The following is an 18,262-nucleotide window of genomic DNA, read 5'->3' on the forward strand; positions in this document are numbered from 1 at the left end:
GTTCGCCTCCGGTTGCTCTCCACCCCGCCTCGCGGCGACGCAGTTACCTTCGACTACGGGGCCATGGCTTACCCCGACTCGGACTTCCACCGAGTTGTGTGCACGCCTTCACGGGCGCACTAGGAGGCGCCTCTGGCGGGCACCGCTCACTGGCAGAGTCGCCCCGGGCTTTTATTTTGTATATTGAATATTTTTTAAGTTTCATTAAATTAAACAAATGAATCCCAGCATCAAGCAGCTCAAGGCCTTTGTCGCCGTTGCTCAATCGCGTAGCCTCGCCGAAGCCAGCGAGCGCATTCATCTCTCGCAACCGGCGTTGAGCATTGCCATTCGCAAGCTGGAGGAAACGGTCGGCGGGCCGCTGTTCGCACGAACGACCCGCCAGTTGGCGCTGACCCCGGAGGGGGCGGCTTTTCTGCCGGTGGCGATGCGCCTGCTGGACGACTGGGCGGAGGCCTTCGAGGACCTCAACGAACGCTTCCTCAAGGAGCGCGGCAAGATCACCCTGGCGGCCTTGCCGACACTGGCAGCCGGCCTGCTGCCCGGGCTCATCGCCGACTTCCGTGCGCGTCATCCGCGTATCAACCTGAGCCTGCATGACGTGCTCGCCGACGAGGTCAATCAACTGGTGCGCGAGGGACGCGTGGACATGGGATTTTCCGTCGCCCCGCTCAATGCCGACGACCTGGTCTTCGAACCGCTGATGGTCGACCGGTACGTGGCGGTGTGCCCTCTCGGGCATCCCTTGCTTGGCCAGGAAAGCGTCACCTGGTCGCAGCTTGCGGCCTATCCGTTCATCGGCATCAATCGACGCTCGAGCTCGCGCCAGGACATCGACGCCGTGATGGCCGGAATCGGCGCACGCCTGGACATCATCTGCGAAGCAAGCCAGATCGCCACCGTCGGTCGCATGGTGGCCGCAGGAGTCGGAATCAGCGTGCTGCCCTCGTTGAGCTTTCGCCAGATCGCCAGCGATGGCATCACCCACCGACGACTCATCGCGCCCGACATCCCGCGGGCACTCGGCGTCATCACGCGCCGGCGCCACCCGCTCTCGGCGGCCGCCAGCGCCATGCTGGCCATGATCGACATCCCCGAGGATGGCCCGCGAAGCGTCGACATCTAACCGTCCACGAGGGCAGAAAAGCATGAGCCCGGCGCAGGGCCGGGCTCGTGGCTTTGCTTGCCCGAACGCTCGGCGCTCAGCCGTTGGCTTTCTCGGCAGTCGCACCGGGCGCAGGCGATGCCACCGGCTTGACGAGTACCTGGCTGGCGACGTAGTAGACCACCGCCCCCAGCGCCGAACCGGTGAACCAGCCGTAATCGTAGAACCAGGTCCAGGCGCCCGTCGCCAGTGCGAAGATACGCGCTACGTAGCGCTGGCCGGGCTGCTGGCCGGAGCGTACGCTGAGTGCCTTATTGACGATCACACCCATGGGGAACTTGTCCATCATGCCGGCATAGACCCCGAGCACCAATACCGTGCCGCCCTTGCGGCAGGCGCGGATTGCTTGGCACAGCGCGGCGCCGCGTTCGGTTTGCATGAACAGCTTCTGCTTGGTCGCGTCATAGAGCTGTTCCACCCCGGTGGTATGCGCCTCCAGCCCCACGCAATCGATGCAGCGATCCGGCCCGCGGCCGCCGGTCAGTTCGACGAGCGCCTCGTGCACGTTCACCCGGGTGTAGTCGAGCACCTCGGCACCGGCCTTGTCCTTGGCCAGCGCCAGACGATCGGGGAAGCGGTCGATGCCGATGACTCGCTCGGCGCCCAGCAGATAGGCGCTGCGCATCGCCATCTGTCCGACACCGCCACAGCCCCACACGGCGACAGTGTCGCCAGGCTCGATATCGGCGATATCGGCACCGTAATAACCGGTCGGCACGGCGTCGGAGACGAACAACGCCTGTTCGTCGCGGATCCCCTCGGGCACCTTGAAGACGTTGGTATCAGCGAACGGCACGCGCACGTAGGTGGCACGGCTACCGGCGTAGCCGCCGAAGGCATGGCTGTAGCCGAAGATATCGCCGCAGGGATAGCCGTACAGTGCTTCCGTCGTCGCGGGGTTGGGGTTGGAGTTGTCGCAGCAGGAGAACTCCTGGCGCTGGCAGGGCTCGCAATGCCCGCAGCCGATGATCGATACGGTGATCACCCGATCCCCTTTTGCCAGCCCGGTCACCGCGCTGCCCAGCTCCACGATTTCACCGAGGAACTCGTGCCCCAGCACGTCCCCCGGCTTCATCGTCGGCACATAGCCGTTAGCAGATGCAGATCCGAGCCGCAGACCGACGACATCGTGACGCGGACGATGACATGCGGGGATTGACGAGCTGCGGATCGGGGATCGTTTCGACACTCAGCTTGTCGGTGCCTTGCCATGTCAGTGCGCGCATCAGCGGCCTCCTCTCTGTGCTCCGGGGCGGGCGGCGTTGGTAGTGATCTCGCCGATCTCCAGCAGTTGTTTCAGGCGGCGCAGGTCGCCGCCGGTCTGGGTGCCCGGGTCCTTGCCCAGCAGCCTGGCGACCGCGTGTCCGGCATAACCCGCCGGCGGCTCGTAGGCGAACACCGCCTGGATCACGGTCCCCTGGCCTCGCGGCGCGTCACGAAAGCTGACCCAGCCGGCCTGATGGATGTCGGCGTTCAGCTCGGTCTGCCAGGCGATATACTCGTTCTCGCGCTCGTCGGTAATCTCGGCATCCCATTCGAGACGTTTGCCCGGTGCCGGGCTCGCCACCCAGTGCGAGCGTCGTGCGTCGATGACGTCGACCCGTTCGATATGCTTCATGAACCGGGCGAGGTTGGCGAAATCCCGCCAGAAGCGGTAGATCTCCTCACGCGGTTTGTCGATGGTCACGCTGCGCGACGTCACCTTGGCGCGCTTCCAGTCGTGCGCGGCAGCCATGTCCTGCTCGTAGGAATTCGCCGACAGCGCCTTCTTGGCGCTGCAATGGCCAGCCGCGCCGCGAGAAAGCAGCAAACCGCCCAGCACGAGATGAGCCAGCCGACCGATGCCGTGGCGACGCATCCCGAGCCCGACGCACAGACAGCCGCCCAGAATGGAAAAGGTCCGCTCCCTCCCCGAGAGCCGCCCGGCACTTGCCGGCTTGCCGCGCATGGCGACCAGTGAGTCATCCTGCCATTTATCAGTCATGCTCTATCTCCTTGAGCTATTGGCAAATGCGCGCCGCGCCTTCGCCCGCTATTCCAGCAATCGACACGGCGGGCTGCCTTGGCCAAGCTCGTCGTCGGCGAAAATTGAGTCGACAATGGCTCATCCGCAGGCCGGGGCGATCCGCACCGTTTGTGGCGCGATACCCATAAGGGTAGATCGCTCCCGGACGCGTCGCTTGCCCTAACTGATTCCTTGCCCCGACAAGGACAGAACCCAACAGCTAAAGAAACGATGTTCCTACTCCACTGCCCCGCTTGCTATAGTGACGAGCCATCGCTTGCTATATCGCATGGCGCTGACATGCACCGTGATGAGCGTTCATTCGCAAGCCAAGAAAGGAAGCAGACATGACCATCGCTACAGGCGACAAGATCCCCGACGTCACCCTCAAGACCAACGGCGCCGACGGGCCCCAGGACATCTCCACCGGCGAGCTGTTCGCCGGCAAGCGCGTAGTGTTGTTCGCCGTGCCCGGTGCCTTCACCCCGGGCTGCTCCAACACCCATATGCCGGGTTTCGTCATCAAGGCCGACGAGATCTTCGCCAAGGGCGTCGATGCCATCGCCTGCATGGCGGTCAACGATGCCTTCGTCATGGACGCCTGGCAGAAGGCGCAGAATGCCCAGGCGTTTACCATGCTCGCCGACGGCAACGCCGAGTTCGCCCGCGCGCTGGGCCTCGACATGGACGCCAGCGCCGGCGGCATGGGCACGCGCAGCAAGCGCTTCGCGATGATCGTCGACGACGGCGTGGTCGAATACCTCGGCGTGGATGCCAAGGGTGTCGATCAGAGCAGCGCCGAAACGGTGCTCGGCAAGCTCTGAGACTCGGCCGCTGAACGGTAATAGAGCCGGCTGGCGCCGGCTCGACAATCGAGCGCGGCGTGGTCGAAGGTGTCGACCAGCCGATCGTCGAACTGCTCGGAGAGCGTGTGCCGGCCGACATCGACCCGCGCGTCGAGACCATCAGCGTCGGCAATTTGCTGTCGATGCAGGCCGGGCTGGAGCGCACCTCCGGCGCCAACTACGGCGGCTGGGTGGCCAGCGACAACTGGGTTCGTGACGCCTTGACCCGCCCCTTCGTCGCCGAACCCGGCGGGCGCATGCTGTACTCCACCGGCAACAGCCACCTGCTTTCCGCCGCGTTGACCGAGGCCAGCGGGCGCAGCACCCTGGCGCTGATGCGCGACTGGCTGGGCGAGCCGCTGGGCATCGCCATTCCGCCCTGGACCCGCAACCCGCAGGGCATCTACTTCGGCGGCAACGAAATGGGGCTGACGCCTCAGGCGCTGCTGCGTGTCGGCGAACTCTATCGCCAGGGCGGGGAGTACGCCGGCGAACGCGTGCTGCCCGCCGAATGGATCGAGCGCTCCTGGCGGCCGCGCACCCGCTCGCACTTCAATCAGGACGACTACGGCTACGGCTGGTTCATCACCACGCTGGCCGACGTGCCGGTCTACTACGGCTGGGGCTATGGCGGGCAGTTGCTGTTCGTGGTACCCCAACGCGCCATGACCATCGTGATGACCGCCGACCCCACGCCGCCTTCCAACGGTAGCGACTATCTCGACCGTACCAAGGCCGTGATCGGCGCGTTGATCGAAGCCGTCGAGGCGCCGTGAGCAGCCAGCTTCTCTCATCGATCAAGCCATTGACTTCGTTATTGGAACGTTCGCGAGGAAAGAGACTCAGCGAGGCGCAACGCGGTCGTTCCTCCGTCGAGAAACAGCACCTGCCCATCACTCACCAGCGTTGCTGCGACGCCGCGGCCCTTGAGGGAGAAAAACCATGAGCAGCGAAGCCCGCCTGCACCAGATGCGCTGGCGCAACACCCTGACGTTTCTCGGCATCGGCGTCTGGTCAATCGAAATCGCCCCGGTGCGGCTGATCGTCGGCGTTTCGGAGTTCGTCCTGGGCTGGCGCTGTTGGGCTTCGCGGCGGCCGCCCTCATAGGGATGCGGCTGGCCGCCCGGGCGGTCGACCGCTGGCCACTCACCCGCATCTGCGGGGTACTGGGGCTCGCCTTCGCCGCGGCGCTGTTGCTGCCCTGCTTCGCCCGGGACACCGTCACGCTGATGGTCGCGCTGGTCCTGCTGGGCGCCATCAACGGTGCCCTCGATGTCGCCATGAATGCCCGCGGCAGCCTGATCGAGAACCGCTAAGATCGTCCGATCATGTCATCTTTCCATGCCGCCTGGAGCCTCGGCGGGGCGCCGGCGCCGCGCTGGCCGGCGTGCTCACCCCCTGGGTTTCGGGCCGGTAACGATACTCTCGCTTGCCGCTTTGCTGTCGGCCGCGACACTGGCCGTTTCGGCCGGCGCCCATCAGCCCCCCATGCCGGCGCCAGACGACGAAACCTCGACACGCGATCAGGGGCGACTCGACCCTCGACTCGCCGGGCTGTGCCTGGTGGCGTTTTGTGCCCTGTTCACCGAAGGCACCATCGCCGACTGGAGCAGCATCTATCTGCAAGGCGTGCTGGAAGGCGGCTTCGCCGTCGGTTTCTTCGCCTTCTCGGTCGGCATGACGATCGGCCGGCTCGGTGGCGACGTTCGGCTATACGGGGTTCCTGTTGGGGCCCGCCGTCATCGGTGGACTGACCCATTTTCTGACGCTGCCCCTCGCCCTGCTGGTGCTGGTGATGACGATCGCCGTCATCGCCGTCACCAGCCGGCTCGTCTTCCCGCCAGCGACTGGTGTTCGGCAGTCCCTCAGCGGCTGACCAGAACGATCCCCAACACAATGGCGAGGCCGCCGGCAACGAAATTCAGCGTCAGCGGCTCGCCGAGCAGCAGCGCGCCGAACAGCGCCCCGAACACCGGCGACAAAAACGAGAACACGCCAAGCTGCGAGGCCAGGTAACGCCGCAGCAGCGCGAACCACAACAGCAACGCGCCGAACGAGATCACCAGCGTCTGGAACGTCATGCTCGCGACGACCGGGCCGGTCACGTCGATCGCCTCGAGTTCGCCCAGCAACGCCGCCAAGGGCACCAGCGCCCCCGCGGCGATGATCAGCTGGAAGTGGTTAGCGATACGCTTCGGCGAACGCGGCGTACCCCATTTACCGCAAGCCCTGCAGCGCCTCGATGACGTGCCCGCCCAGTACCTCGCAGGCCGAGCCGGTATTGGCCCCACGCACCATCGCCATCTGATACTCGCCGATAGCCGGCAGACCGGCGCCGGCCTCGACGATCCGCAGCGGCGCGCGCAAAAGACTCAGCGGCAGCGGTGCCACCGCCAGGTCGGCGAGCAGCGCGGCCTCCTGCCCGGCGCAGTTCTCGCTGGTGTAGGCAACACGATAATCGAGCCCGCTGCGATCCAGCGCATCGAGCGCCAGACTGCGCCAGGCACAACCGTGGTTGGCCAGCGCCAGCGGTAGCGGCGTGCGCTCGATGGCCACGCCGCCCGCCAGGCTCGCCCACACCAACGGCTCGCTGAACACTACCTCGCCGCGCTCGGCAGGCGGCCCCTGGTTGCCGACGGTGACCAGCGCCAGGTCCAACTCGCCGGCGTCCACTCGCTCGAGCAGGTCCACGCTGCGCCCGACCACCACCTCGACCTGCACGCCGGGGTGCGAACGTGCGAACTGCGCCAGCACACGCGGCAGGATGCGCGAGCCGACATCGTCGGGCGAGCCGAACTGCACGCTGCCTTCCAGCGGCGGCGCGATGAAGTGAGCGACCGCTTCCTCGTTGAGGCGCAGCAGGCGGCGGCCATAGCCCAGCAACACCTCGCCCTGCGGGGTCAGCCGCACCCGCCGCGCCTCGCGCACGAACAGCGACTGGCCGAGCGTCTCCTCGAGCCGCTTGATCTGCATGCTCAGCGCCGACGGGGTGCGAAACACGTTGTGCGCCGCCCGCGTGAAGCTGCCGCTTTCGGCGATGGCCACGAAGGTGCGCAACACATCGCTGTCCAGCAACGGCAAGGCCGAGGGCACCCGGGCCACGTCTGCATGGCTGTTCATGCCTTCTGAGGGCTGTGGAATCGTCGTCATGCCGGCTTACCTTTCAGATTTCCTTAAACCACACTGTAGTTCTTTTCGTTTGTTTGAACCATAAGCTCGGGCCAAGCTTGACCCCGAGGTCGCGACCCTCATCGACATTCCCTGAAACGGCCGCCCCGCAGGGGCGAGCGGCCATGAGGAGCCATCGCCATGAACGACCTCAACCAGGCCAACCGTCCGCGGTTCGGCGAGCCACAACCCGAGCGAACGCAATTTCCCGACTTCTACATGCCGGCGATGCCACCACTCGGGCTGATCGAGGCGATCGAAAAGCGCCGGCGCCGCGCATTCGCCGACCGCAAGCGCCGGCGCGCCTTCAGGCAGCGCTTTTTGCCGCTGCTTGCCTACGACGATGCAATCCTCGACGACATGGGCCACTGCCGCGACGACATCGAATGGGCCGCCGGCTTGCCGCTACAAGAGGACGCCACCGCAGCGTTACTGAAACGACGGGCACAGCGTCGCCGGCAACGCCGCCGCGAGCTGTGAAGCGCCGGCCATGGTTACACTGGATGGCGGCCCGCCGTCGCTGGCATGCCGCAAATCGCACAGCTTCGACATAACGGCAACAACACAACGAGGATCCGAACATGTCAGCCAACCATCAATGTCAGGGCGCCTGCCTGTGCGGCGCCGTCAACCTGAGCGTCGAGCTAGACAGCCATGAAGTGAGCGCTTGCCACTGCCAGATGTGCCAGACCTGGGGTGGCGGCCCGCTGCTGGCCATAGAAAGCCGCACTCCGATGACCCTGCGCGGCAAGGAGAGCGTCAGCGTCTACGCCTCGTCGGAGTGGGCCGAGCGCGGTTTCTGTCGCCATTGCGGCACACACTTGTTCTATCGCCTCAAGGAGGGCGGCCACTATGCGTTTCCCGTGGGGCTGATCGACAACGGCGACCCCTGGGCCATGGCGTTGCAGATCTTCATCGACGAGAAACCCGCGCACTACGATTTTGCCAACGATACCCGCACCCTGACCGGCGCCGAGGTGTTCGAGGCTTTCTCGAAACCGGCCGATGGCTAGCGGCGGGCGGCGGATCATGCCTTGCACTCCGCGTCAGGTCAGCTGTAACTCATGCAACTGCCCGGCAAGCTCCTGTCGGTCTGCTCCTTCCAGCGCTTTGAGTGGCCGCGGTAAGCAGGGAGACGCGGCCAAGCCCTTGAGTTCCGCTGCTGTGGCTACCACGCGTAGGCTGCCGCCATGTTGGCTGAACAGTGCCCACAGCGGGTTCAATCTTTCGGAAAGGCGCAGGACTTCCTGGGTATTGCCCGCCTGGGAGGCACGGGTAATGGCCAGTGCTGTTTTCGGGAACAGGCCGCCAACCACCGAATACCAGGCCTCACACCCAGCATTCATGCCTGTGGCTGCCAAGGGGTCACCGCTGACCCCGATCGTGACATGAGACGGGATGAACGTTCGCAGACGCTCGACACGCACCCTGGCGGCATTAGGTTCTGCTGGAACGCCTGGAATCTTGATGGAGCCGACGTTGGGAAGTTGGGCGATGCGCCCATGCAGCTCGTCACTGAATTCGAAATGGGTGGTGCCAGGATTGTCGTAGACACATAGCGGCACTGACAGCTGGCGTGTCACGGCTTCATACAGTCCGAAGACTTCATCCTCGGATAATTTCTGATACGACATCGGCGTCAGTAGCACAGCGCTCGCCCCCGCCTCCTGTGCATCTTCGGCTAGCGCCAATACCTCTCGGGTACTCAAGGCGCTGATGCCAATGATGACCGGGACATCGCCGGCATGTTTCACCGCGAGTTGCGCGATGCGTGCCCGTTCCTCCCGGGTGAGATAGGCGTAATTCCCCGTCGACCCCAGCGCACCGATGGAGTCAACGCCAGCATCGGTCAAGCGCTCGATCAGCCGTATAAAGGCCATCTCGTCGACTACGTCATGCTTCATGGGGGTCAAGGGAAAGGCACTCAGACCGGAAAACATGGATCGACTCTCCTCAGCGAAATGCAATGAAAGTGACCATGCTGGACCGGTGCGGCCGACATCCATCCATGCGAGAGGAAAGTCTCCCCCTTGCATTATGGAAATAGCCACTATCAACGGCAAGGCAACACGCGAAAGCCGCGGCGTGTACGCGGCGAAGGGCTCGATGCGCAGCCGGATACACCCGCGGCTTTTTAGCGTTTGCTCGTTTCCTCAAGCGCTGGAAGTCTCGATAGCGCCTAAGGGCCATCAGTGGGCTTGCCGGTGAAGTCGGTCACCGGTTTGTCCACCGGCTTGTCGAGCCGTTCGGCGAACGCCTTGAGCCCATCGAGCAATGGCGTGAGGGCGTGCCATAGCGTCTCGTCGTGAAGCATCCTGTAGGCGCCGGTCACCCCCGGCGTATCGCCGTCATCGTCCTCGGGGCTGTGCTGGCTGACACGCTGGAGACCATCGCGCAAGGCGAACGTGACGCGATAGAAGTCCCTGGGCTCGATGGTCGACAGCGCCATGCCCAGCACGGAAGCGTTCTGGATCGCATTGAGGGTGCCCTCCTTCTGGAGCCCACCGACGAGGACCTGCGCGATCTGCGGATTGGCGGCCACCACGTCGTTGGCAAAGCGCAATACACCGTGCTCGTGCATGGTCTGCAGCAACCGCTCGAGCTCTTCGTGCGCATCCGGGCCGATCTTGGGCGGCGTCACGGTATGTGAAATGCGTTCAGCCATTACATTTTCCTCGGATTGGATTGCTGGGCAGGCGGTTCCACGTAATCCTTCTGCATCCACTTGACCTCGACCGGCACGCCCTGTGTCGGCGTCCGGTGGCCATAGCGATAGTTGTTGCGCTTCAGCGGCGGCTCGCCCTTCTCCCGATCGAGCACCTCGAGGTTGACCGCGGTTTCCTTGTAGGCCGGCGTATCGACATCGGGATCGTGGTGCTCGCCGGTCAGCGCGTTGACGCCGGGCTTGCCCTGGTGAATCGGCAAAAACAGCGTATCGCCGCTGACCCGACTAGTGACCAGTGCCCTGACCTCGATGCTGTCGCGACGCGAGGAAAGACAAACCCAGGTGCCATCCTCGATGCCCTTTTCGGCGGCAAGCTCGTGGCTGACCTCGACGAACCAGCCCGGGGCCTCCTCCCAGATGCGCGGCCCGCGACCGGTCTGGTTGGTGGCCTGGAAGTGCTCGAGCATGCGCCCGTTGTCCAGCGAGAATCGATACTTCTCGTCGGGGGCCTCATCGGGCTCCTTCCACTCCAGCGGGTAGAGGCTGGCCTTGCCGTCCTCACTGTGAAAACCCTCGGTATACAGCAAGGGCGAGTCGCTGCCGTCGGCCTTGACCGGCCATTGCAGCGACTTCCAGCCTTCGAGGCGCTCGTAGGTCACCCCGGCGAACAGCGGCGAGATGCTGGCGCACTCCTCCATGATCTGCGAGGGATGGGTGTAGCCCCAGTCATGGCCCATGCGTGCGGCCAGGTCGGTGAGGATGCGCCAGTCGGGCCGGCTGTCGCCGAGCGGCGGCATGACTTCGTAGAAACGCTGGATACGCCGCTCGGTGTTGACGAAGGTGCCCTCCTTCTCGACGCTCGGACAGCCCGGCAGCACCACGTCGGCAAACTCGGCGGTGCGGCTCATGAAGATATCCTGCACGACCATGAAGTCGAGCTTCTCGAAGGCCGAATGCACGTTGGCGCTATCGGCATCCGAGAAGGCGGTTTCTTCGCCGATGACGTACATCGCCTTGAGTTTTTCCTTCTCGGCGGACTGCACCATCAAGAAGTTGCCCTCGCCGACCTTGTCGGAGAGCCGCTCCTTGTCCACGCCCCAGCCCTTGGCCCAGCGTTCGCGGGCGGAATCATCCGTAACCTTCTCGTAGCCGGGATACATGTTGCGCAGGCAGCCGAAGTCGCTGGCACCCTGAACGTTGTTGTGGCCACGCATCGGGTAGCCACCGGTGCCCGGTTTGCCGTAGTTGCCGGTGACCACCAGCAGGTTGGACAGCGCCGTGCTGGTATCCGAGCCATGGCTGTGCTGGGTGATGCCCATCGCCCACAGCAGGCTGACGCTCCCCGCCTTGCCGATCATCTCTGCGGTATCGATCAGCTCCTGTCTGGAGATGCCGGTCTTTTCCTCGGCGAACTCCAGGGTGAACGGCTCCAGCGACTCGCGGTATTCGTCGACCTGGTTGACCCACTTGTCGAGGAATTGCTGATCCGCGTAGCCGTTGTCGAACATGTAGCGCGACAGCGCCGAGGCCAGGATCAGGTCGGTACTGGCCTTGGGCTTCAGGTAGATGTCGGCGCGTTCGGCCATCTCGTGCTTGCGCGGGTCGATGACGATCACCTTCTGGCCGTGCAGTTTCTGCGCCGCCTTGATCCGCGAGGCGATGACAGGATGGTTCTCGGCGGTATTGCTGCCGACGATCACCACGACTTCGGCCTTCTGGATATCCTCGATGGAGCCGGCGTCGCCGCCATAGCCGACGGTGCGGAACAAGCCCTTGGTGGCCGGGTTCTGGCAGTAGCGCGACGAATTGTCGACGCTGTTGGTGCCGATGATCAGCCGGGCGATCTTCTGGGTCAGGTAAGCCTCTTCGTTACTCGCCTTGCTCGAACCGATAAAGCCCAGGCTGTCTGCACCGTACTTGTCACGAGTCTCGATCAGACGGCGAGCGACAAGGTCGAGCGCTTCGTCCCAGCCGGCTTCGCGAAAGCGCCCGTTCTCGCGGATCAGCGGCATGGTCAGGCGTTTTTCGCTGTTAACGAAATCCCAGGCGAACTTGCCCTTGATGCAGGTCGAGATGCCGTTGGCCGGGGCCTCGGCCACCGGCTGGACTTTAAGGATATGTCGATCGCGCGTCCACATTTCGAAGGAACAGCCGACCCCGCAATAGGTGCAGACGGTCTTGGTGCGCTTGATCTCCGGCTGGCGCCAGTGCATGTCCATCTCGGACAGCCCGCTCACCGGCGTGGCGCTGACGGTCTGCTCGAGGGTCTTGATGATGTCGATCATCGGTCGCTTGAGCGACTGCGGCATCGCCGTGAACGGCCCGGCATCGGGCTGCATGGTGTTTTCCATCAGCGCGTTGCACGGGCAGACGGTGACGCAATGGCCGCAATGCACGCAGCTGGAATCGTCGATTTTCTCGCCGCCATCCCAGAGTACCCGCGGATTGTCCATCGAATAGTCGATGGTCAGCGTCTCGTTGACCTCGACGTTCTGGCAGGCCTCGACACAGCGTCCGCAAAGGATGCACTGGTCGGGATCGTAGGTGTAGAACGGGCTGGATTCGTCCTTTTCGTAGGGCTTGCGCTGGAATTTGTAACGCTGGATGGGGATCTGCATGTCCACCATCGTGTTGTGCAGGGTGCAGTCGCCGGTGTTGTTCTCGCATACCGTGCAATACAGCTCGTGCTTGCCCAGCAGTCGGTCCATGCCCTCTTCACGGGCGGCCTTGGCGAAGTCGTCCTGGCTGGATACCGCCAATCCTTCTTCCGCGCGGATCGTACAGCCGCGCTTGAGCTCGCCATCGATCTCGACCCAGCAGGTGTCGCAGGTCTCGAGCGGGCCCAGCGAGGGGTGGTAGCACACGTGCGGCAGGTCGATGTCGTGCGCTTCGAGAAATTGAACGAGCGGCGTGCCCGCCTTGCCCGTCAGGCGCTCCCCATCATAGACGATCGTGCAATCGCTAACGTTGGCCTTGGCCATGGCTGATCTCTCCCTGTCAGGCCCATCGGTCGGTCGGGTTGTTGTGGGCGCTGTATCGGTCGTCGCGGACGGTCGGGTCGCAGGACCCAACCTAGACCGAACAGGCCAGGCAATGATCGGGGCTCGGGCCGCCTGCCGGTGACCTGTACAGGCCTGCAAGATGGGTGAAAACGAGAAATTGGCCCCAGGCCAACCTGCATCGATCCATCGCGCAGGGCGCTGCAGCGTGATAGACAGGCCATCGGGGCATCATCACCATGATCGAAAGACTGTGCGATGCCAGAGCCAATCCATTGCCTCCCTGAAACCCTAGTCAAGGCGCCAACGGTTGTCGAAGTTAGCAACCTATCCTCGACTAGGCACTGTCTGAAAAGTCGACGAGCGAATGTTAATGGCCAAGTAAAGTGACCCAGTACCGGCCAACGCTTTTGGCCACAAAGCCCCGATTGCCCACCGCGCCCCGCCCTGCGAGGATAGCGGCTCGCGCTCCGGAGACAGTCTCATGCAGATAACGCCGATCACCCCAGACGATTTCGCGCTTTTCTGGCCGACCTTCAAGGCCGTGGTCGAGTCGCGGGAAACCTACGCCTTCGACCCGGAAATCACCTTCGACGACGCCTATGCCCTGTGGTGCAAACTCCCGCAGCTCACCTATGTCGCCAAGGAGGACGGCGTGGTCCTCGGTTCGTACTACCTGAAGCCCAACGCCGCCGGGCCGGGGGATCACGTCTGCAACTGCGGCTACATGGTCGCCCCCGAGGCGCGCGGCAAGGGGGTGGCGCGTGCGCTCTGCCTGCACTCCCAGGACCAGGCCCTCGAGGCGGGCTACCAAGCGATGCAGTTCAACGCGGTCGTCGCAACCAACGAGGCCGCCATCGGGCTCTGGCAATCGCTGGGCTTTAATATCATCGGCACGGTGCCGGGCGGCTACCGCCACGCCCGCCACGGGCTCGTCGATACGCACATCATGCACAAGGCGTTGCGCTAGCGACTGACCAGCACGATGCCGCCCAGAATGGATCCCGATGCCGCACCAGCGGGCGAGCAGCGCCACCAGCGAGCGCAGGCCGACCTGGGCCAGGGCGAGAGATCCGCAGCCACCGCCTTAATGGCGACCTGCTGGAAACCGAGCACCAGACAGAACAGCGTCATCAAGCCGCTGGCCGACATGTCGATGGACCGGCAAGCGTGAGTGCAACTCAACACCGAATCGTCACAGGGCGTGGGCGTTCTGGAACCGTTCATGGCCCCCAGTGTCAGGATGAGTGTCGTGCCCTTTGATACCCTGTTCTTATAAACCGACCAGGGGGCGAAAGGAGACACTCATGCCTCGTTACTCCGAGGCGCGCGGCAAGCCGTGGTCGCCGACCGCCTAGCCAGCGGCGTGCTGGTGCGTCCCTTCGGCGACCGCTACGTGATCGACTCGCCGTTCACCTACGATTTGATCCTGCCCGTCACCGGCAACGCCCCATCGACGGTGCAGCGGTTTATCGACTGGCTGATTGAAGAGGCAGAGGGCAAAGCCCCTCACGCCTGCTCCGCCACTTCTTCTTGCCACCGCGTCACCTCCGCCATCCTCACCACGCCCCCCACAACGATCAGACAAGGCGACGGCAGCGGGTTCTCGGCCAGCTTCTCGGGCATGTCGCCGAGCGTGCCGAGCAGCGACTGCTGGTCGGCCAGCGAGGCGTTACTGATCAGCATGATCGACCAGTCGTCGGGCAGGCCGGCTTCTCGCAGGCCGTGGCAGATCGCTTCGACCTTGGCCAGCCCCATGTAGAACACCAGGGTCTCGTCGGTACGGGCAAGCGAGGCCCAGTCGGGCGCTCCACCCTCGCGGCACAGCTGGGCGGTGACGAAGCGCAGCTGCTGAGCGTGGGCGCGGTCGGTGAGCGCCATGCCCATCGCCGCGGCGGCGCCGGAGGCGGCGGTGATGCCGGGGACGATCTCGGCGGGTATCGCGCCCTCGGCCAGCGCGGCGAGTTCCTCGCCCATGCGTCCGAACACGCCAGGGTCGCCGCCCTTCAGGCGCACCACCGACTTGCCCTCCCCGGCCAGCTTGACTAGCAATGCGCCGATCTCGGCCTGCGGCACGCTGTGATGGCCGCGCGCCTTGCCGACGTAGTAGCGCTCGCGGCCGGCGGGAATCATCGCCAGGATGGCGTCGCCAACCAGCCGGTCGTAGACGATGGCGTCGGCCTGATTCAGCAGTCGCGCGGCACGCAGGGTGAGCAGATCGGCGCTGCCCGGCCCGGCGCCGACCAGATAGACGCGCCCCGGCCGGGCGTCGCCCGACCCCAGCTCGGGCGTATCGTGCCCAACCGGGACCCACCCGGCCAGCGCCGTCCAGGCGCGATTCGCCCCGGCGCCCACGCGCGCCAATAGGTCCGCGCGATCAAACCGCTTCGTGTACAAGCGCTTGCTCGGTGCCGGCATGGGCCGCCTCCTCTTCGATCAGGGACTTGAGTTCGGGAATGCACGAGCCGCACTGGGTGCCGCAAGCCAGCCGTGCACCCAGCGCCTCGACATCGTCGTCGCCGGCGCGGATCGCCTCGACGATCGCCTTCCTGCCGACCTGATGGCAGCTGCACACGGTAGGCCCGGCGTCGGCCTCTCCGGCGTCGCAACCGGCCAGCAGGCGACGACGCAGGTCGCTGGGCAGCGCTTCGCCGGCGGCGGCCTCGGCGAAGCGCTCGTCGAGCCAGTGAAGCGCAGGCAGCTCTAGAGGCGAGCCGACCATCAGCCACCAGCTCAGCCGGCCGCCCGCGAAACCGGCGGCGCGCAGGCGGCCGCTGGCGGCATCCTCGGCCCACAGCGCCGGTTCGCCGGGTAGATGTTGCCTGGCCCAGGCCAGCCAGTCGCGAGATACTTTTTCAACCCCGCCGCAGGCGCTCTCAACCCCGCCGCAGGCGCTCTCAACCCCGCCGCAGGCGCTTCCCACTTCTCCACCGGCGAGTTGCCAGCGCCGGCTGTTTGCCAGCGGGATGTAGGCCCAGTACGTGCTCTCGTCACGCCAGACGAACTCACAGTCGCTATCGGCGGCGAGAATCAGTGTGGCCTCCCAGCCGGGCGCCAGTGGCGCGAGACTCACCGCGCCATGTTTGGATTCGGGTTGGCCGGACACCGGGTCGAGGTGCGCGGCGAGCAACCCGCCCATGCGCGCCTGGCCGCTGAAGCTGTCGTTCCAGTGCATCGGCACGAACACCTCGCCGCGCCGCTGCGCATTGGAGACCCGCACCCGGCCGAGATAGTCGCCGCCGGCGCCCTCGAGTCGCGCCAGTTGCTGATCCTTCACACCGTAGCGTTCGGCGTCATTGGGATTCACCTCGATGAACGGCTCACTACGGTGGTTCATCAACCGCGGCGAACGCGCGGTACGGGTCATGGTGTGCCACTGATCGCGCACCCGGCCGCTGTTCAGTCGCAGCGGACGCGCCTCGCTGAGTGCTTGTCGGGGTCCACACGGACGCACCGGAATCAGCCGGGCCAGACCGTCCGGGGTGGCGAAGCGGCCATCGGTGAACAGCCGCGCGGTGCCCTGGGGCGCGCGGGCGTTGACCGGCCACTGGATCGGCTCAAGGGCGTCGTAGGCGGCGCGGTCGAGCCCGGCGAGACCGGAAATATCGAAGAGGCGTGCGCCCTGACCCTGGTTGTCAGGGTAGTTCTCGAAGTCGGACAGCCGGGCGTGCTCGTCGAAGATCTCACCCGGGTGCGTATAGGCGAAGGCTTCGGCGAAGCCCAGTCGGCACGCCACCTGGCTGATGATCCACCAGTCGTGGCGCGCCTCACCGGGCGGCGGCAACAGACCGCGCTGGCGCGAGATGCGCCGCTCGGAGTTGCTTACGGTGCCGTCCTTCTCGGACCAGCTCGAGGCCGGCAGCACGATGTCGGCGTACGGCAGAATGTCGGCGTTGGCCATGCAGTCGGAGACGATCACCAGCGGGCAGGCCTCGAGGATGCGCCGCACGCGGTTGGCGTCGGGCAGGCTGACGCCGGGGTTGGTGGCCATGATCCACACGGCGCGGATCTCGCCGCGTTGGATGGCATCGAACAGCTCGACCGCCTTGTGGCCGGGACCGTCGGGCAGACGCGGCGTCAGCGTGTCGGTGGTCCAGAAGCGGGTGACGCGATCGATGGCGCCGGGCGTGTGGTAGTCCATGTGCGCGGCGAGCTGGTTGGCCAGCCCGCCCACCTCGCGCCCGCCCATGGCGTTGGGCTGGCCGGTGATCGAGAACGGCCCGGCGCCGGGCAGGCCGAGTTTGCCGCCGGCCAGGTGGCAGTTGATGATCGCGTTGCACTTGTCGGTGCCGCTGCTCGACTGGTTGATGCCCTGGGAGTAGAGCGTCACCACCTGCAGCTGGCTGGCGAACCAGTAGAAGAAGGTTTCCAGGCGTTCGGGGTCGACGTCGCAGTCGGCGGCGATGGCCTCGATGGAACAGTCATCCTCGCGCGCCGCGGCCAGGGCGGCATCGATGCCCTGGGTATGCCGCTCCAGGTAGACGCGATCGAGGCGGTTCTTGGCGTCCATCCAGGCCAGCAGCCCAGTGAACAGCCGCGCATCGCTGCCGGGCCGGATACCCAGGTAGAGGTCGGCGATCTCGCAAGTGTCGGTAACCCGCGGGTCGATGACCACCACGCGCATCAGTGGGTTGCGCTGCTTGGCGGTGCGCAGGCGCTGGTAGAGCACCGGGTGGTTCCAGGCCAGGTTGGAGCCCACCAGCACCACCAGTTCGGCCTCCTCCAGGTCCTCGTAGTTGCAGGGCACCGCATCGGCGCCGAAGGCACGCTTGTAGCCGGCCACCGCCGAGGCCATGCACAGTCGCGAGTTGGTATCCAGGTGCGGCGTACCGAGAAAGCCCTTGAACAGCTTGTTGGCGACGTAATAGTCCTCGGTCAGCAGTTGCCCGGAGAGATACGCCGCCACCGCTTCGCGCCCGTGCGCGGCCTGGGTCGCCTTGAGTCGCTCGGCGACGGTCGACAAAGCCGTGTCCCAGTCGACCTCGAGGCCATCGACCCGGGGTCGCATCAGCCGCCCGTGGTGGCCCAGCGTCTCGGCGAGCGCCGAGCCCTTCACGCACAGCCGCCCATGATTGGCCGGATGCGCGCGGTCGCCCTCGACGCCGGTCGCCGTCCGGCCGTCGCGGGTGACGATCACCCCGCAGCCGACCCCGCAATAGGGGCAGGTGGTACAAACGCGCATGGCCATCCTTCGTTGAATCCGCTGTTGGAGGAATAAGCAAGCGCGAGACCGACAACGGCTTTTTATCGCTAAATCATATCGTTGATCACTTAATGCGCGAGTCGGCGCTCGGCTTTCGCCCCCATCTCGCCTAACTGCGCGCTAGCCTGGTGCACGGCCCACCGCCACTGCACAGCGAATGATCGTCTCAACCGTTCCCCGGCAGCCTCACCCGCAAGCATTTCCTCATCAAG

The 18,262-nt window shown here is 65.2% G+C and carries 19 protein-coding genes; 10 read left to right on the forward strand and 9 right to left on the reverse strand.

Features of this window, described 5'->3' with window-relative positions; all coding sequences use genetic code 11:
• The first annotated feature begins 217 nt into the window (after nt 1-217).
• Nucleotides 218-1,126, forward strand: a complete 909-nt coding sequence (locus K7I12_RS13965) for a LysR family transcriptional regulator (RefSeq protein WP_231664474.1) — start codon at nt 218-220, stop codon at nt 1,124-1,126.
• A 76-nt stretch (nt 1,127-1,202) separates the two neighbouring features.
• Here K7I12_RS13965 and K7I12_RS13970 read toward each other — a convergent pair whose 3' ends face one another.
• Together K7I12_RS13970 and K7I12_RS13975 are read right to left on the reverse strand one after the other, a co-directional pair.
• Entirely contained in the window at nt 1,203-2,354 is a 1,152-nt protein-coding gene (locus K7I12_RS13970) for a zinc-binding dehydrogenase (protein ID WP_442908064.1), read from the reverse strand.
• Nucleotides 2,355-2,390: 36 nt separating this feature from the next.
• Nucleotides 2,391-3,149: an SRPBCC family protein gene (locus K7I12_RS13975; protein ID WP_231664476.1), complete on the reverse strand. Its 759-nt coding sequence runs from the start codon at nt 3,147-3,149 to the stop codon at nt 2,391-2,393.
• A 368-nt stretch (nt 3,150-3,517) separates the two neighbouring features.
• Here K7I12_RS13975 and K7I12_RS13980 point away from each other — a divergent pair, with 368 nt between their 5' ends.
• The 5 genes from K7I12_RS13980 to K7I12_RS14000 all read left to right on the forward strand — a co-directional run bounded on the left by K7I12_RS13980 (nt 3,518) and on the right by K7I12_RS14000 (nt 5,891).
• The gene (locus K7I12_RS13980) at nt 3,518-3,994 is read left to right on the forward strand and encodes a peroxiredoxin (RefSeq protein ID WP_031382755.1); all 477 of its coding nucleotides are present in this window, start codon (nt 3,518-3,520) and stop codon (nt 3,992-3,994) included.
• 59 nt (nt 3,995-4,053) lie between these two features.
• A complete protein-coding gene (locus tag K7I12_RS13985; RefSeq protein ID WP_331460594.1) occupies nt 4,054-4,791 on the forward strand; it encodes a serine hydrolase domain-containing protein in 738 nt (245 codons plus the stop codon).
• Between the two features lie 166 nt (nt 4,792-4,957).
• On the forward strand, nt 4,958-5,122 hold the full coding sequence (locus tag K7I12_RS13990; RefSeq protein WP_160171085.1) for a hypothetical protein: 165 nt from the start codon (nt 4,958-4,960) through the stop codon (nt 5,120-5,122).
• 2 nt (nt 5,123-5,124) lie between these two features.
• Nucleotides 5,125-5,331: a hypothetical protein gene (locus tag K7I12_RS13995; protein ID WP_031382753.1), complete on the forward strand. Its 207-nt coding sequence runs from the start codon at nt 5,125-5,127 to the stop codon at nt 5,329-5,331.
• Between the two features lie 380 nt (nt 5,332-5,711).
• Nucleotides 5,712-5,891 (forward strand): hypothetical protein, encoded by a 180-nt coding sequence (locus tag K7I12_RS14000; RefSeq protein ID WP_031382752.1) that lies wholly within the window; start codon nt 5,712-5,714, stop codon nt 5,889-5,891.
• On the opposite strand, the gene K7I12_RS14005 is transcribed toward K7I12_RS14000, so the two are convergent.
• Nucleotides 5,881-6,156, reverse strand: a complete 276-nt coding sequence (locus tag K7I12_RS14005; RefSeq protein WP_031382751.1) for a DMT family transporter — start codon at nt 6,154-6,156, stop codon at nt 5,881-5,883. The two genes, K7I12_RS14000 and K7I12_RS14005, sit on opposite strands and share 11 nt — an antisense overlap.
• Nucleotides 6,157-6,232: 76 nt before the next feature.
• Nucleotides 6,233-7,135: a LysR substrate-binding domain-containing protein gene (locus K7I12_RS14010; RefSeq protein ID WP_031382750.1), complete on the reverse strand. Its 903-nt coding sequence runs from the start codon at nt 7,133-7,135 to the stop codon at nt 6,233-6,235.
• A gap of 189 nt (nt 7,136-7,324) precedes the next feature.
• Between K7I12_RS14010 and K7I12_RS14015 the strand changes: the two genes are divergently transcribed.
• Both K7I12_RS14015 and K7I12_RS14020 read left to right on the forward strand, forming a co-directional pair.
• A complete protein-coding gene (locus K7I12_RS14015) occupies nt 7,325-7,663 on the forward strand; it encodes a hypothetical protein (RefSeq protein WP_031382749.1) in 339 nt (112 codons plus the stop codon).
• 101 nt (nt 7,664-7,764) lie between these two features.
• Nucleotides 7,765-8,196, forward strand: coding sequence for a GFA family protein (locus K7I12_RS14020; protein ID WP_031382748.1), 432 nt, complete (start codon nt 7,765-7,767; stop codon nt 8,194-8,196).
• Nucleotides 8,197-8,229: 33 nt separating this feature from the next.
• Here the strand turns inward: K7I12_RS14020 and K7I12_RS14025 are convergent, their stop codons facing one another.
• From K7I12_RS14025 to fdhF, 3 genes are all read right to left on the reverse strand, one after another.
• Nucleotides 8,230-9,123 (reverse strand): dihydrodipicolinate synthase family protein, encoded by an 894-nt coding sequence (locus K7I12_RS14025; protein ID WP_031382747.1) that lies wholly within the window; start codon nt 9,121-9,123, stop codon nt 8,230-8,232.
• Nucleotides 9,124-9,362: 239 nt separating this feature from the next.
• Entirely contained in the window at nt 9,363-9,848 is a 486-nt protein-coding gene (locus K7I12_RS14030; protein ID WP_031382746.1) for a DUF1641 domain-containing protein, read from the reverse strand.
• Nucleotides 9,848-12,829, reverse strand: coding sequence for a formate dehydrogenase subunit alpha (gene fdhF / locus K7I12_RS14035; protein WP_231664477.1), 2,982 nt, complete (start codon nt 12,827-12,829; stop codon nt 9,848-9,850). Before fdhF ends, K7I12_RS14030 begins: the two co-directional genes overlap by 1 nt.
• A gap of 502 nt (nt 12,830-13,331) precedes the next feature.
• Between fdhF and K7I12_RS14040 the strand changes: the two genes are divergently transcribed.
• Both K7I12_RS14040 and K7I12_RS14045 read left to right on the forward strand, forming a co-directional pair.
• On the forward strand, nt 13,332-13,817 hold the full coding sequence (locus tag K7I12_RS14040) for a GNAT family N-acetyltransferase (RefSeq protein ID WP_231664478.1): 486 nt from the start codon (nt 13,332-13,334) through the stop codon (nt 13,815-13,817).
• Nucleotides 13,818-13,844: 27 nt separating this feature from the next.
• Nucleotides 13,845-14,021, forward strand: a complete 177-nt coding sequence (locus tag K7I12_RS14045) for a hypothetical protein (RefSeq protein ID WP_160171084.1) — start codon at nt 13,845-13,847, stop codon at nt 14,019-14,021.
• A 335-nt stretch (nt 14,022-14,356) separates the two neighbouring features.
• On the opposite strand, the gene cobA is transcribed toward K7I12_RS14045, so the two are convergent.
• The gene (gene cobA, locus K7I12_RS14050; protein WP_031382743.1) at nt 14,357-15,265 is read right to left on the reverse strand and encodes a uroporphyrinogen-III C-methyltransferase; all 909 of its coding nucleotides are present in this window, start codon (nt 15,263-15,265) and stop codon (nt 14,357-14,359) included.
• Nucleotides 15,225-18,029 carry a nitrate reductase gene (locus K7I12_RS14055; protein WP_231664479.1) on the reverse strand — a complete coding sequence of 935 codons (2,805 nt, stop codon included), beginning with the start codon at nt 18,027-18,029 and terminating at the stop codon, nt 15,225-15,227. The genes cobA and K7I12_RS14055 overlap by 41 nt, the downstream gene beginning before the upstream one ends.
• Nucleotides 18,030-18,262: the final 233 nt, after the last annotated feature.

Source organism: Halomonas sp. IOP_31, from assembly GCF_021151495.1.
Lineage (GTDB): Bacteria > Pseudomonadota > Gammaproteobacteria > Pseudomonadales > Halomonadaceae > Modicisalibacter > Modicisalibacter zincidurans.